Here is a 13,424-nt window from a genome sequence, read left to right as displayed (position 1 = left end):
ACCCTGGATCCGCCCTCCCCACCCGGAGAGGGCGGATCCAGGGTCAGGCTTCGTTCGCTTGCGCGACGGGCAGTGGCTCGCGGCGCGGGGCCAGCCACAGGCTGACCACGAACCACACCAGCGACAGGGCGCCCACGCTGAAGAGCGTGTCGGCCGGAACGCGCATCCACACCAGCATGTCCACGATCGGCTGTTGCATGAACTCCGCCGAGCGCGCGAACCAGTAACCGTGCTCCAGCGCCGCGTTGAGCTGCAGGATGCCCAGCGGCAGCAGCGTCAGCAGCGACATGCCGCCCAGGCCGATGTTGAGCGACCAGAACGCGGTCTTCAGCAGCTTCTCGTTCCACACCACGTCCGGCTTCAGGCCGCGCAGGCAGAACAGCATCAGGCCGATGCCGAGCATGCCGTACACGCCGAACAGCGCCGTGTGGCCGTGGTTCGGGGTCAGGTTCAGGCCCTGCATGTAGTACAGCGGCAGCGGCGGATTGATCAGGAAACCGAACAGGCCCGCGCCCACCAGGTTCCAGAACGCCACCGCGATGAAGAACATGATCGGCCAGCGGTAACGCTGCATCCACGGCGTGGCCTTGCCCATCTTCCAGCTGTGGTACGCCTCGAAGCCCACGTAGGCCAGCGGCACCACTTCCAGCGCCGAGAAGCTCGCGCCGATGGCGATCACCGCGGTCGGCGTGCCGGTGAAGTACAGGTGGTGCAGCGTGCCCAGCACGCCGCCGGCCATGAACACGATGGTCGCGAACAGCACGGCGACCGTGGCGCTCTTCGTCTGCAGCAGGCCCAGGCGAGTGAACAGGAAGGCGATCACGGCGACCGCGAAGACTTCGAAGAAGCCTTCCACCCACAGGTGCACGACCCACCAGCGCCAGTACTCGACCATCGACAGGTGCGTGTGTTCGCCCCACATCAGGCCGGCCGCGTAGAACAGGCCGATGGCGACGGTGGACAGGAACAGCAGGCTGACGATGCTGCGCGACTCGCCGCCATGGCGGATCGCCGGCCACAGCGCACGGCCCACCAGCACCAGCCACAACGTCAGGCCGACGAACAGGAACCACTGCCAGAAGCGGCCGAGGTCGACGTATTCCCAGCCCTGGTGGCCGAACCAGAAGTTGTGCTCCAGCCCCAGCTTCTGCATCACCGCGAACCACTGGCCGGTGAACGCGCCGACCACGATGATCAACAGACAGGCCCACAGGACATTGACGCCCAGCCGCTGGAACTTCGGCTCATGTCCGGAGATCGCCGGGCCGATGTACAGGCCCATGCCCAGCCATGCGGTCGCGATCCACAGCACCGCGAGTTGCGTATGCCAGGTGCGCGTCAGCGAGTACGGCAGGATGTCGGCCAGCGCGAAGCCGTAGGCCTCCTGGCCCTCCACCTGGTAGTGCGCGGTGATCGCACCCAGCAGGATCTGCACGACGAACAGCGCGATGACCACCCAGAAGTACTTCGCGGTGGCGCGCATCGACGGGGTGATCCTGATCTTCGCGAGCGGATCGGTCTTCGGCAGCACCGGTGCCATCTCGTCGCCGTGGTTGACCGCGTAGTGCCACCCCAGCAGCGCGACGCCGAGGATCAGGAACAGCACGCTGAAGACCGTCCACATGAAGGCGCTCGGTGGCGGCGTGTTGCCGACCAGCTCGTCCGCCGGCCAGTTCGCCGTGTAGCTGATCTCCGCGCCCGGCCGCTCGGTCACCGACGACCACGCGGCCCACCAGTAGAACGCGGTCAGCTGGCGGCGATGCTCGGCATCGGGCACGGTGTTGTTGCGCATGGCATAGGCCTCGCGCAGCTCGACGGTGCCGGGGTCGTCGCTGAACAAGGCGGTGTAGTGCGAGGCCACCTGCGCGATCGCGAGGGCGCGGTCGTTGCTGACGCGCACGGTGCGGGTCGCTTCGTCATAGGTGTTCGGCCGCAGCAGCTGCTGCACGCGCTTGGCGTAGGCGGCCTGGGTGGGTTCGTCCAGCTGCGTGTAGCGGTCGACGCCCGCCTCGCGCTTGGCCCACAGGTCCAGCACGGCGACGGCTTCGCGGTGCAGCCAGTCGGCGCCCCAGTCGGGCGCGACGTAGCCGCCATGGCCCCAGATCGAGCCCAGTTGCTGACCACCGATGGACTGCCAGACCTGACGACCGGTTTCGATGTCCTTGCGGGTATAGACCACCGTGCCGTCGTCGGCGACGACCTGCTCCGGCATGGGGGGCGCCTGGCGGTGGACTTCGCTGCCGACCCAGAGCAGGACGGCGAACGACGCAATGAGCAGGGCCGCCAACCCCACCCACAACTTGCGTGTCGAATTCATGATGCGGCTCTCGTGGAGGAACGGCCGCATCATCGGCGCGCCGGCCGGAGGGCTCCATGACGCAGGTCAAGCCGGGAGGGAATAGCCGATGTCGCTTTCTGTAGGAGCGACGTAAGTCGCGACCGGAGCATTTCCGGTGTTCGTGGAGCAGGTCGACAGTCGGGCCGTGCGGTCGCGACTGACGTCGCTCCTACAAGGGGCGCCACGCTCACTCCCGCAGCACGGTCAGCGCGAGGGCTTCCAGGCGGGGGAGGTCGAGGATCTCGACGTCGCGCTGCTTGATGTGTAGCAGGCCGTCCTTCTCGAACCGGCGCAGCACGCGGCTGACGGTTTCCGGCGCCTGGCGCAGATAGTTGGCGATGTCGGTGCGTGCCATCGTCAGCTGGAACCGGCGCGGCGAAAAGCCGCGCGCGGCCAGCCGCCGCGACAGGCCGATCAGGAACGCGGCCATGCGCTCGTCGGCGGTGTTGTCGCGCGCGAACAGCGACGCCACGCCGATGTCATGGCTCATCAGCTTGAACAGGTGCTGCTGCAGGTTGGGCAGGCGCGTGGCCAGCAGTGCGATCTTGGGGAACGAGAACCGGCACAGCATCACCGTGTCCAGCGCGATGGCATTGCACGGGTAGCGGTCGCCGTGGATCGCGTTGAGGCCGATCACTTCGCCGGGCAGGTGGAAGCCGAGTACCTGTTCGTGCCCGTTGCGGTCGATCTGGTAGGTCTTCACCGTGCCGGCGCGCACCGCGGCGATGGCGCCGAACGGATCACCTTCGCAGAACACGTGTTCGCCCGCGCGCAGCGGGCCGACGTGTTCGACCAGCACGTGCAGGTCCATCAACGCGCGCTTGTCCATGCCCTCGGACAGGCAGGCCTGCGAGAACGCGCAGGTGGAACAGAACGTCAGCGAGTCGCCGTCGTCGGCGACGATGCTCGCGTCGGTGCGCGGAAAGACCAGCGGCGAGGTCATGCGGACACTCCCGGGAGGGTCAGACGGTGCGCGAGAAGCGAGGCGTCGAGGCTGCGGTGGTGGGCAGGTAGCGATCGAAGCACATCGCGATGATACGCAACAGCAGGCGACCCCGCGAGGTGGCCTGCAGGCCATCGGCGGCCAGACGCACCAGGCCGTCGTCCTGCAATGGACGCAGGCGCTGCAATGCATCGGCGAAGTACTTCGTGAAGTCGATCACGTGGCGTCGGCCGAGGTCGCGATAGTCCAGCGCGCCGTGGCACATCAGTTGCTGGATGACGTCGGCGCGGATCACGTCGTCCTCCTGCAGCCGCATGCCCCGCCACACGGGCAGGTGGCCCTGGTCGATCGCCTGTTCCCAGCTGCCGAGGTCGCGCGGATTCTGGCTGAAGCTGGGCCCGATGTGGCTGATCGCGCTGACGCCCAGGCCGACCAGATCGCTTTCTGCATGCGTGGTGTAGCCCATGAAGTTGCGATGCAGGCCGCCGTGTTGTTGCGCAATCGCCAGGCTGTCGCCGGGCATGGCGAAGTGGTCCATGCCGATGTAGACGTAGCCGGCTTCACCCAGTTTGTCGATCGCGCATTGCAGCAGGCCCAGCTTGTCTTCCGGCGCCGGCAGCTCGTCGGCGTTGATGCGTTGCTGCGGACGGAACAGCGTGGGCATGTGGGCGTAGCCATAGATCGCCAGCCGGTCGGGCCGCGCCTCCAGCGTGATGTCGAGCGTGCGCGAGAAGCCGGCCAGGGTCTGTTTCGGCAGGCCGTAGATCAGGTCGACGTTGACCGACTGCAGGCCGTGCGTACGGCAGGCGTCGATGATCGCCAGCGTCTGCTCGACGCCCTGGATGCGGTTCACCGCGCGCTGCACCTCGGGATCGAAGTCCTGCACGCCCAGGCTGGCGCGATTGAAGCCGGCGGCGGCGAGTTCGCCGATGTCGTCCGGGGTGACGAAGCGCGGATCCAGTTCGATCGAACAATCCAGCCGCGACGCCGGTGCGAACGAATAGTGCCGGCGCAGCACGTCCATCGCTTCGGCGATCTGCGCCGGCGACAGGAAGTTGGGCGTACCGCCGCCGAAGTGCACCTGTTCCACGTCGCGGTCACGGTCGAACAGCGCCGAGCTCATCGCCACCTCGCGGTACAGGCGGGTGAGGTAGGACGCGCCGCGCGCGGTGTCGCGGGTGATGATGCGGTTGCAGCCGCAGTAGAAGCACGGGCTGGTACAGAACGGGATGTGCAGGTAGAGCGACAGCGGTCGCGGGATCGGATCGCCATTGCTGATCGCGGCCATCCCGCGCAGGTCGGCTTCATCGAAGTCCGGGGAAAACTGCGGCGCCGTCGGATACGAGGTATAGCGCGGCCCCGGCATGTCGTAGCGCCGCAGCAACTCGGGATCGAACAGGGTGGACAGGCTGGCCATGGGGGCAGCCTAGGCAGGTGGCGCGCCGCTGTCCTTGACATGGGTCAACCGGCTGCGGCGTGCGGTCGCAGGCTTCAGTGTCGCGAAGCGTTGCGTATGGCCAGGATTGGCAAGCGCCGGGCCCCGCACTAGGCTGGTCCCGCCACGGACACCGGGGACAGGGAGGCGCAGTGATCGGTTACCACGAGGCGGTGGCACGACTGACGGACGGCGCGGGTCGTCTGGCCGTGCAGCAGGTCGCGCTGGCCGATGCGATCGGTCGCGTGCTCGCCGGCGATGTCGTGGCGACGCTCGCGCTGCCGCCGTTCGACAACGCGGCGATGGATGGCGTGGCACTGGCCTCGGCAGGCCGGGTCGCACGGGTCGGCAGCGAGTGGGAGATCGCCGCGCGCATCGGCGCCGGCGACCCGCCACCGCATGACGACGCGTTCGCGTGGGACATCATGACCGGTGCGCCGCTGCCCGCGCACGCCGACACCGTGGTGCCGGTGGAGCGTATCGACCGGTTGCCATCGCACGGGCAGGACCATGCGCCGCGCGTGCGCCTGCTGGCCGATGCGCTGCCCGGCGCGAACATCCGGCGTCGCGGCGAGGACGTGCTGCCTGGCCAGCGGGTGCTGGATGCCGGGACCTTCATCGACACGGCGCAGCTGATGCTGCTGGCGGGCACCGGCATCGGTCGCGTCGATGTGGCGCGGCGTCCGCGCGTGGCCCTGCTGGCGACCGGTCGTGAAATCGTCGCGGCCGGCGCGCCACTGCCAGCGGGCGGCATCCACGATGCGACCTCGCCGTACCTCACGGCGACGGTCGCTGCCGCCGGCGCGGAGATGATCCAGGTCTCGCACGTCGGTGACGATGTGGCGGCCTTCCAGGCGGCCATCGACGCGGCGCTGTCCTGCGGCGTCGACCTGGTGCTCAGCACGGGTGCGGTGTCGAAGGGCTGCTACGACTTCGTGCCCGATGCGCTCGCTGCGCGTGGCGCCGAACGGCTGTTCCATGGCGTGGCGATGCGGCCCGGCAAACCGGTGCTGGCGGCGCGCCTGCGCGAAGGTGCGATGTTCGTCGGGTTGCCGGGCAATCCGTTGTCGACGGCGGTGGGGTTCCGCTTCCTGGCCGAGCCGCTGCTGCGTGCATGGCTGGCCATGGCACCCGAACCGGTGCGCCGCCTGCCGGTGGCCGCCGCCTGCGACACGCGTGCCGGCCTGCATGCCGCGTTCCACGGCACGCTGCGCTGCGATGGTGAAGGCCGGCTGCAGGCCTGCGTCGCAGATGCGCAGGCGTCGTTCCGCCTGCTGCCGTTCTCGCAGTCGTCGGTATGGATCACGTTGCCGGAAGACACGGCGCGCGTCGACGCAGGTGCGCCCGTGCAGGTGCACGGCCAAGGCCATCTGCGGGCGCCGTCGTGGATACCGGCATGACACAAGGCTGGCGTGCGGTGCTGCTGGCCGGTGGCCGCTCCTCGCGCATGGGCACCGACAAGGCATTGCTGCCGTGGGGTGACGGCACGCTGCTCACCCACATGCACGACGTGCTGCGCGCGGCAGGGGCGGACCGGGTGATCGTCAGCGGCGACCGGCCCGGTATCGATGGCGTGCCGGACGTGCTCCCCGACACCGGGCCCATGGGCGCACTGGCCCAGCTTGCGCCGCGGCTGGAGGACGGCACCTGGCTGACCGTGCCGGTGGACATGCCCCTGCTTTCACAGGATCTGATCGACGCCCTGCTGGCAACGACCTCCGCCTGCGCCTGCGTGCAAGACCACATGCTGCCGATGGTGTTGCGGATCGATGAAGGGATGCGCGCGGTGATGGCCGATATCGGCAGTCGCTCGGGACGCGAGCGATCGTTGCGCGCATTGCAGCAGTCGTTGCACGTGCAGCATCTGCCTGTTGCGCCCTGGCAACGGGCGCTGCGCAACTGCAACACACCGGAAGACTGGGCCGTCTTGCAGCAACTGGCCTGAAAACCCGTCTGCCGATGGCCGGACACGGCCTGCCGCGGGTATGTGATAGCCTGCGGCCGCAGCATCGTCGCACCCAGTACCCACCTGCAAGGTAGGCATCATGGAGCAGAGCGAAGGAACAGCCGTTGCGAGCAAGAAGCAGGAGCGCACCGCGTTCCTGCTGCTGACGGCCGTCATCTTCCCGTTGACGGCGGTGCTGATCGTGGCGGGGTACGGCTTCCTCGTCTGGATGTGGCAACTGCTGTTCTCCGGCCCGCCGACCGGGCCGTGAGCGATGGACAGCGCACGCTCACTCTCGCGTCGTGCCCTGCTGTTCGGCCACGCCGCGCCCGTCCCGCACGTCGTCGTCCTGCGTCCACCGTGGGCGAGGCCCGACGCCGAGTTCTCCGCCGCCTGTACCCGCTGCGATGCCTGCGTGCGCGCCTGCCCGCCGCAGGTGCTGGTGCGCGACGCCGATGGTGTTCCGCGCTTCGATGCGCATGCCGGCGAATGCACCTTCTGCGGTGATTGCGCGGCGGCCTGCGACAGCCATGCCTTCCTGACGACCCTCGATCCGCCGTGGACGCTGTCCGCGCAGGTCGCGGATACCTGCCTCTCCGCGCATGGCGTGGTCTGCGCCAGCTGCCGCGAGGTCTGTCCCGCCTCCGCCATCCGGGTGCCGCCCGCGGCGCGCGGCGCGGCGGTGATCGATGTCGATGCCTGCATGGGCTGCGGTGCGTGTGTCGCGCCGTGCCCGGTCGATGCCATTTCCCTGCACCACGCGCCCGCCATGGAGGCCATCGCATGAACCGCCAACGGCCCGATGCCGACGTCCACATCGCCAGCTTCGTCATCCAGCACCGCGACACGGCCGCGGACGCGCTCGCGGCGATGATCGGCGAACACGACGACCTCGATCTCGCACTGCGCGGCGGGACACGCAGCGTGGTGATCTGCGAATCCGCCGACCGCCACGCGGTGATGGATCGGGTGGACCAGTTGCAGGCGGTGCCGGGCGTGCTCAACGTACTGCTGGTCTACCACCACGCCGAGCCGGCGCATGCGCTCGACGAGCCGCTTCCCTCCCTGTCCATCGTGTCGGCGACCGGAGATGCCCATGAGCACACGTCGTGACTTCATCCGCCACAGTGCGCTGGCCACCGCGGCCGCGGCGGCCGGGCTGCCGCTGACCGGCAGCGGCAGCAACGTCGTCACCGAAGGCGACCTGACCACGCTGAAATGGGACAAGGCGCCGTGCCGCTACTGCGGCACCGGCTGCGGGGTGAACGTCGCGGTCAAGGACGGGCGCGTGGTCGCCACCCACGGTGACGTGCATGCGGAGGTCAATCGCGGCATCAACTGCGTGAAGGGCTACTTCCTGTCGAAGATCCTGTACGGCGCCGACCGGCTGGCGAAACCGCTGCTGCGCAAGAAGAACGGCGCATACGCGAAGGACGGCGACTTCACCACGGTGGAGTGGGACGAGGCCTTCGACGTGATGGCGGCGCAGTTCAAGCGCGTGCTGAAGGACAAGGGCGGCGATGCCATCGGCATGTTCGGCTCCGGCCAGTGGACGATCTTCGAAGGCTACGCCGCCAACAAGCTCATGAAGGCGGGCTTCCGCAGCAACCACATCGACCCGAATGCCCGCCACTGCATGGCGTCGGCGGTCACCGGCTTCATGCGCACCTTCGGCATGGACGAGCCGATGGGCTGCTACGACGACATCGAGGCCGCCGACGCGTTCGTGCTGTGGGGGTCCAACATGGCGGAGATGCATCCGATCCTGTGGACGCGGGTGACCGACCGCCGGCTGTCGCACCCGCACGTCAAGGTCGTGGTGATGTCGACGTTCGAGCATCGCAGCTTCGAGCTGGCCGATGTCCCGATCGTGTTCAAGCCGCAGACCGACCTGGTGATCCTCAACTACATCGCCAACCACATCATCCGCAGCGGCAAGGTGAACCGGGATTTCGTCGGCAAGCACACCACGTTCAAGCGCGGCAACGACGACATCGGCTACGGTCTGCGGCCCGAGCATCCGCTGGAGGTCAAGGCGAAAAACGCCAAGGACCCGAATGGCGGCCAGCCGATCAGCTTCGAGGACTTCGCCGCGTTCGTGGCGCCATACACGCTGGAGAAGGCCGTCGAGATGACCGGCGTGGAGCGCGGCTGGCTGGAGCAGTTGGCCGCGATCTATGCGGATCCGAAGACCAAGGTGATGTCGTTCTGGACCATGGGCTTCAACCAGCACACCCGTGGTACCTGGGCCAACAACATGGTCTACAACATCCACCTGCTGACCGGGAAGATCGCCACGCCGGGCAACAGTCCGTTCTCGCTGACCGGGCAGCCCTCCGCCTGCGGCACCGCGCGTGAAGTGGGCACCTTCAGCCATCGGCTGCCCGCCGACATGGTGGTCACCAACCCCGAACACCGGCAGCGCGCCGAGGACATCTGGAAGCTGCCGCCCGGCACCATCAACCCGAAGGTCGGTTACCACGCCGTCGAGCAGAACCGCGCGCTGAAGGACGGCAAGCTCAACGCGTACTGGGTGATGGTCAACAACAACATGCAGGCGGCGGCGAACCTGCGCGAGGAAACCTGGCCCGGCTACCGCAATCCCGACAACTTCATCGTCGTGTCCGATGCCTATCCCACGGTGACCGCACAGGCAGCGGACCTGATCCTGCCCGCCGCGATGTGGGTGGAGAAGGAGGGCGCCTACGGCAATGCCGAGCGGCGCACGCAGTTCTGGCGCCAGCTGGTGAAAGCACCCGGCGAGGCGCGCTCGGACCTGTGGCAGCTGATGGAATTCTCGAAGCGCTTCACCACCGACGAATGCTGGCCGGCCGAATTGCTGGCGGCGAATCCGCAGTACAGGGGCAAGACGTTGTTCGACGTGCTGTACCGCAACGGCAACGTGGACCGGTTTCCGACCACGGAGATCGAAGCCGGGTACGCGAACGACGAATCCGCCGTGTTCGGCTTCTACGTGCAGAAGGGCCTGTTCGAGGAATACGCGGCGTTCGGTCGCGGCCACGGCCACGACCTGGCGCCGTTCGACGACTACCACAAGGCGCGCGGATTGCGCTGGCCGGTGGTCAAGGGCAAGGAGACGCGCTGGCGCTACCGCGAAGGGGCCGATCCGTACGTGAAAGCCGGCAAGGGCTTCGAGTTCTACGGCAACAAGGACGGCAGGGCGGTGATCTGGGCGCTGCCCTACGAGCCGCCGGCGGAATCGCCGGACGAGGAGTTCGACCTGTGGCTGGTGACCGGGCGCGTGCTGGAACACTGGCATTCCGGTTCGATGACGATGCGCGTACCCGAGCTGTACAAGGCCTTCCCCGCGGCGGTGGTCTTCATGAATCCCGACGACGCGAAGGCGCGCGGGCTCAAGCGCGGCGACGAGATCCTGGTGGCGTCGCGGCGCGGCGAGATGCGCTCGCGGGTGGAGACGCGTGGCCGCAACCGCATGCCGCGCGGCGTCGTGTTCGTGCCGTGGTTCGACGCCGGCCAGCTGATCAACAAGGTCACGCTGGACGCGACCGACCCGATTTCCAAGCAGACCGACTACAAGAAGTGTGCGGTCAAGGTCGTCGCCGCCTAGGAGGCTCGTCATGCAGAACAGGCATCTCTGGATCGCGGTGGGGTTGACGGTCGCGCTGATGGCGCTGGTGTTCGTGGCGGGGTGGATGGTGGGGCGTCCCGCACAGCACGAAACGCCGGTGGCGGCGGTGTCCACGCCGGTGGACGCACGCGCGGTGTTCGTGCCCGGTGCGGGCCAGATCGACGCGATCCGTCGCGGCGTGCCGATCGACCAGGAAGGTCATCCGCCACCGATGGCGCACGTGGAGAACGCCGACCTGAAGCGGGCCCGCGCCTACCCGATGCAACCGCCGACCATTCCGCACGCCATCGACGGCTACCAGATCGACAGGAACAGCAACCGTTGCATGCTGTGCCATGCACGCGCGAACGCGGCGACGTTCCAGGCGCCGCCGGTCAGCGTGACGCACTACATGGACCGCGACGACCAGTTCCTGGCGACGATCTCGCCGCGCCGCTACTTCTGCAACCAGTGCCACGTGGTGCAGACCGATGCGCCGGTGCTGGTCGCCAACCAGTTCCGCGACATCGACAGCGTGCTGTCGGCGCCGCCGACGGCGAAGGAGTAGCCCATGTGGTCACGGATGAAGCGGGAAGGGCTGGCGTTCTGGCGCACGTTGCGGTTGCCCAGCCGGCACTACAGCCTCGGCTTCCTGACGGTGGCCGGCTTCCTGGCGGGCGTGATCTTCTGGGGCGGCTTCAACACGGCACTGGAAGCCACCAACACCGAGGCGTTCTGCACCAGCTGCCACGAGATGCAGGACAACGTGTTCGAGGAGCTGAAAACCACCATCCACTACAGCAACCGCTCGGGCGTGCGTGCGACGTGCCCCGACTGCCACGTGCCGCACAACTGGACCGACAAGATCGCGCGCAAGATGCAGGCGTCCAAGGAGGTCTGGGGCAAGCTGTTCGGCACCATCAACACGCGCGAGAAGTTCCTCGACGAACGCCTGATCCTGGCGACGCACGAATGGAACCGGCTGAAGGCCAACGATTCGCTGGAGTGCCGCAACTGCCACGACTACGAGTCGATGGACCTGACCCGGCAGGGCTCGCGAGCGGCGCAGGTGCACAAGCTGTGGCTCGGCACTGGCAAGAAGACCTGCATCGACTGCCACAAAGGCGTCGCCCATCACCTGCCGGACATGACGGGCGTGCCGCAGGGGTGATCGCCCGGCACGAGGGTCCCACCGCCGCCGCGCTCTATCGCCATGCCATTCCGACGCCGGTAACCCCGCGTTCGCCGACCGCCGACCGCCGACCGCCGACCGCCACGCGCATCGCGTTCTGCAGCGGTCCTGGTCCCGGCACGTACATCGTCCGGGTGATCGCCGCCAACCACGACCGGGCAACACGCATCGTTGCATCGCCCGATCCGCGAGCCGACCCCGCCACGGCAACCGTGGTCGAGCCGCGGATGGCGGGTGACCTGGCCTATGCGGCGACCGCTCAGGCGGAGGATGTCGACTCATTGAATGCGGCAGTTTCAGTCTGCGCAGGCAGATTGATCACGTCGCGGTCATGCAGCGGCGTTGATTCGGCATCGGTAACGTGGACAGCGCTGGCTCAGAAGTTCACCAGGAAGAACAATCGGATGCGGTCGAGCCAGTCGTTGGGCGCATTGCCGCCGGCATAGGCCGGATCGTTGGGCTTGTAGTGGTACCAGATGGCACTGACCATCGTCTTGGGCATCGGCGTGTAGTCGACGGTGAAGGCATGCAGCTTGTAGTTGGTCGCAATGCCGATGTTGTCGTGCGAGAAGGCCGACAGCACCGCATCCACATCGGTCTGCGAGTAGCCGTAGGTGAAGCGCCAGTCGCCCGGCTTGCTGGCTCGTCCCAGGCTGACGTCCACGCCGTAGCCGGTGTCCTGGTTGTCGGCGGCGCCCAGGTTCTTCACGTAGTCGCCGACCACGCGCACCGGCCACTGCTCGTTGGCACCCTGCCAGGTCGCACCGACCAGCAGGTTGGCCAGTTCGTAGTCGGACAGGAACGTGCCGTCGGGATTGCGCCGGTTGGTGCGCCAGTCGCCCGAATCCGCACCGGCCAGGCTGCCGAGCGAGTAGCGGTAGTAGGCGCCGGAGAGATCGTATTTGAAGCCGCCGAAGGCCGGCGAGTCGTAGCCCAGCTGGATCCCGCCCATGGTGCTGTCCGCACCGCCGGCGTCCTCGTCGACGGCGAAGAACAGCGCATTGGTGCGCAAGGCGCCGCCGTTGCCCAGTGCATGCCTGTAGGTCGCGCCCAGGCCCTGCGGATTGACGTCGCTGTCCCAGACCAGGTCGGTGCGGGCGAAGGGCTGCGGGAACTTGCCGCCGTAGAGCTTCAGGTCGCCGAAGTTCAGCTGCACATAGGCCATGTCCAGGCTGACGTTGAAGTCGTCAGCCCAGTTGGAGAGCTGCACATCGGAGCTGTTGGGGTCGTCGTTGTCGCCGGTGACGAAGCGGCCGCCGACCGTTACCCGCTCATTGATGGCAAAGGTCGCCCCCAGCCGTGCACGCACCTGGCCACTGTCGCGGTCCCACGCGTCGTCATCGGAGCGGTCGTGCTGGCTGCGCAGGCGGAAATCGCCGGTGACCTTGAGGCGATCGAGTGCGCTGGGCGCCGCCGCGACGGCGGTCGCTGGTGCAGCGGTCTGAACCGGCGTCGCTGCAGGCGCCGGTGCGACGACGCCCAGCGTCGCCTCCAGCGCACGCAACGCGGCTTCGTTCTCGCGCTGGAGCTGTGCGATCCGCGCCTGCTGCTCGCGCAATGCGGCGATCTGCTTCAGGACCTCGGCACGTTCCGTGGTGTCTTGCGCGAAGGCCGGCGCGATGCCGGCGCAGGCGAGTGCCAGCATGAGGGAGGAGATGCGGGAGTATCGATGTGGGCGGCGTGGAATCAAGGGGTGCCTCTCGAGATGAGGATGTCGAAGCGCATGCGGACGGACAACGCTCAACACTCGATGACGTTGACGGCCAGCCCGCCGCGGCTGGTTTCCTTGTACTTGTCCTGCATGTCGCGGCCGGTGTCGCGCATGGTCTTGATCACCTTGTCGAGCGAGACCTTGTGCTTGCCATCGCCGCGCATGGCCATGCGGCTGGCGTTGATCGCCTTCACCGCGCCCATCGCATTGCGCTCAATGCACGGGATCTGCACCAGCCCGCCGATCGGGTCGCAGGTCAGGCCCAGGTTGT

13 protein-coding genes are annotated in these 13,424 nt (G+C 67.7%); 8 read left to right on the top strand and 5 right to left on the bottom strand.

Translation table 11 applies throughout. The features are described 5' to 3' along the window. Positions 1 to 43 precede the first annotated feature (43 nt). The 3 genes from AX730_RS15065 to hemN all read right to left on the bottom strand — a co-directional run bounded on the left by AX730_RS15065 (position 44) and on the right by hemN (position 4,698). Positions 44 to 2,317, bottom strand: a complete 2,274-nt coding sequence (locus AX730_RS15065; protein WP_062357906.1) for a nitric-oxide reductase large subunit — start codon at positions 2,315 to 2,317, stop codon at positions 44 to 46. A gap of 208 nt (positions 2,318 to 2,525) precedes the next feature. Beyond that, positions 2,526 to 3,281 carry a helix-turn-helix domain-containing protein gene (locus AX730_RS15060; RefSeq protein WP_062357902.1) on the bottom strand — a complete coding sequence of 252 codons (756 nt, stop codon included), beginning with the start codon at positions 3,279 to 3,281 and terminating at the stop codon, positions 2,526 to 2,528. A 19-nt stretch (positions 3,282 to 3,300) separates the two neighbouring features. Then, a complete protein-coding gene (hemN, locus tag AX730_RS15055; RefSeq protein WP_062357901.1) occupies positions 3,301 to 4,698 on the bottom strand; it encodes an oxygen-independent coproporphyrinogen III oxidase in 1,398 nt (465 codons plus the stop codon). 170 nt (positions 4,699 to 4,868) lie between these two features. Here hemN and AX730_RS15050 point away from each other — a divergent pair, with 170 nt between their 5' ends. The 8 genes from AX730_RS15050 to AX730_RS15015 all read left to right on the top strand — a co-directional run bounded on the left by AX730_RS15050 (position 4,869) and on the right by AX730_RS15015 (position 11,421). After that, a complete protein-coding gene (locus AX730_RS15050) occupies positions 4,869 to 6,116 on the top strand; it encodes a molybdopterin molybdotransferase MoeA (protein WP_062357899.1) in 1,248 nt (415 codons plus the stop codon). After that, positions 6,113 to 6,661: a molybdenum cofactor guanylyltransferase gene (mobA, locus tag AX730_RS15045; protein WP_062357897.1), complete on the top strand. Its 549-nt coding sequence runs from the start codon at positions 6,113 to 6,115 to the stop codon at positions 6,659 to 6,661. Before AX730_RS15050 ends, mobA begins: the two co-directional genes overlap by 4 nt. 100 nt (positions 6,662 to 6,761) lie before the next feature. Further along, positions 6,762 to 6,932, top strand: coding sequence for a periplasmic nitrate reductase, NapE protein (locus tag AX730_RS15040; protein ID WP_062357895.1), 171 nt, complete (start codon positions 6,762 to 6,764; stop codon positions 6,930 to 6,932). Between the two features lie 3 nt (positions 6,933 to 6,935). Beyond that, a complete protein-coding gene (gene napF, locus AX730_RS15035; RefSeq protein WP_083537950.1) occupies positions 6,936 to 7,448 on the top strand; it encodes a ferredoxin-type protein NapF in 513 nt (170 codons plus the stop codon). Continuing rightward, positions 7,445 to 7,774, top strand: coding sequence for a chaperone NapD (locus AX730_RS15030; protein ID WP_062357893.1), 330 nt, complete (start codon positions 7,445 to 7,447; stop codon positions 7,772 to 7,774). Before napF ends, AX730_RS15030 begins: the two co-directional genes overlap by 4 nt. Further along, complete coding sequence (gene napA, locus AX730_RS15025) at positions 7,758 to 10,250, top strand: periplasmic nitrate reductase subunit alpha (RefSeq protein WP_232310274.1); 2,493 nt, start codon at positions 7,758 to 7,760, stop codon at positions 10,248 to 10,250. Before AX730_RS15030 ends, napA begins: the two co-directional genes overlap by 17 nt. Positions 10,251 to 10,260: 10 nt before the next feature. Next, positions 10,261 to 10,818, top strand: a complete 558-nt coding sequence (locus AX730_RS15020) for a nitrate reductase cytochrome c-type subunit (protein ID WP_062357889.1) — start codon at positions 10,261 to 10,263, stop codon at positions 10,816 to 10,818. 3 nt (positions 10,819 to 10,821) lie between these two features. Further along, complete coding sequence (locus AX730_RS15015) at positions 10,822 to 11,421, top strand: NapC/NirT family cytochrome c (protein ID WP_062357887.1); 600 nt, start codon at positions 10,822 to 10,824, stop codon at positions 11,419 to 11,421. Positions 11,422 to 11,818: 397 nt separating this feature from the next. Here AX730_RS15015 and AX730_RS15010 read toward each other — a convergent pair whose 3' ends face one another. Continuing rightward, the gene (locus AX730_RS15010) at positions 11,819 to 13,087 is read right to left on the bottom strand and encodes a putative porin (RefSeq protein WP_062357885.1); all 1,269 of its coding nucleotides are present in this window, start codon (positions 13,085 to 13,087) and stop codon (positions 11,819 to 11,821) included. A gap of 95 nt (positions 13,088 to 13,182) precedes the next feature. After that, positions 13,183 to 13,424 (bottom strand): L-serine ammonia-lyase, iron-sulfur-dependent, subunit alpha (locus AX730_RS15005; protein WP_198147213.1); only part of this gene is annotated, 242 nt, incomplete at its 5' end.

It is taken from the genome of Pseudoxanthomonas mexicana (assembly GCF_001556105.1).
Classification (GTDB): Bacteria; Pseudomonadota; Gammaproteobacteria; order Xanthomonadales; family Xanthomonadaceae; genus Pseudoxanthomonas_A; species Pseudoxanthomonas_A mexicana_A.
This window is presented reverse-complemented; position numbering and strand designations above follow the sequence as displayed.

Coding starts and splice junctions, on each gene's coding strand:
- AX730_RS15065 (WP_062357906.1), bottom strand. CDS start 2,317: ATGAATTCGACACGCAAGTTGTGGGTGGGGTTGGCGGCCCTGCTCATT.
- AX730_RS15060 (WP_062357902.1), bottom strand. CDS start 3,281: ATGACCTCGCCGCTGGTCTTTCCGCGCACCGACGCGAGCATCGTCGCC.
- hemN (WP_062357901.1), bottom strand. CDS start 4,698: ATGGCCAGCCTGTCCACCCTGTTCGATCCCGAGTTGCTGCGGCGCTAC.
- mobA (WP_062357897.1), top strand. CDS start 6,113: ATGACACAAGGCTGGCGTGCGGTGCTGCTGGCCGGTGGCCGCTCCTCG.
- AX730_RS15040 (WP_062357895.1), top strand. CDS start 6,762: ATGGAGCAGAGCGAAGGAACAGCCGTTGCGAGCAAGAAGCAGGAGCGC.
- napF (WP_083537950.1), top strand. CDS start 6,936: ATGGACAGCGCACGCTCACTCTCGCGTCGTGCCCTGCTGTTCGGCCAC.
- AX730_RS15030 (WP_062357893.1), top strand. CDS start 7,445: ATGAACCGCCAACGGCCCGATGCCGACGTCCACATCGCCAGCTTCGTC.
- napA (WP_232310274.1), top strand. CDS start 7,758: ATGAGCACACGTCGTGACTTCATCCGCCACAGTGCGCTGGCCACCGCG.
- AX730_RS15020 (WP_062357889.1), top strand. CDS start 10,261: ATGCAGAACAGGCATCTCTGGATCGCGGTGGGGTTGACGGTCGCGCTG.
- AX730_RS15015 (WP_062357887.1), top strand. CDS start 10,822: ATGTGGTCACGGATGAAGCGGGAAGGGCTGGCGTTCTGGCGCACGTTG.
- AX730_RS15010 (WP_062357885.1), bottom strand. CDS start 13,087: ATGCTGGCACTCGCCTGCGCCGGCATCGCGCCGGCCTTCGCGCAAGAC.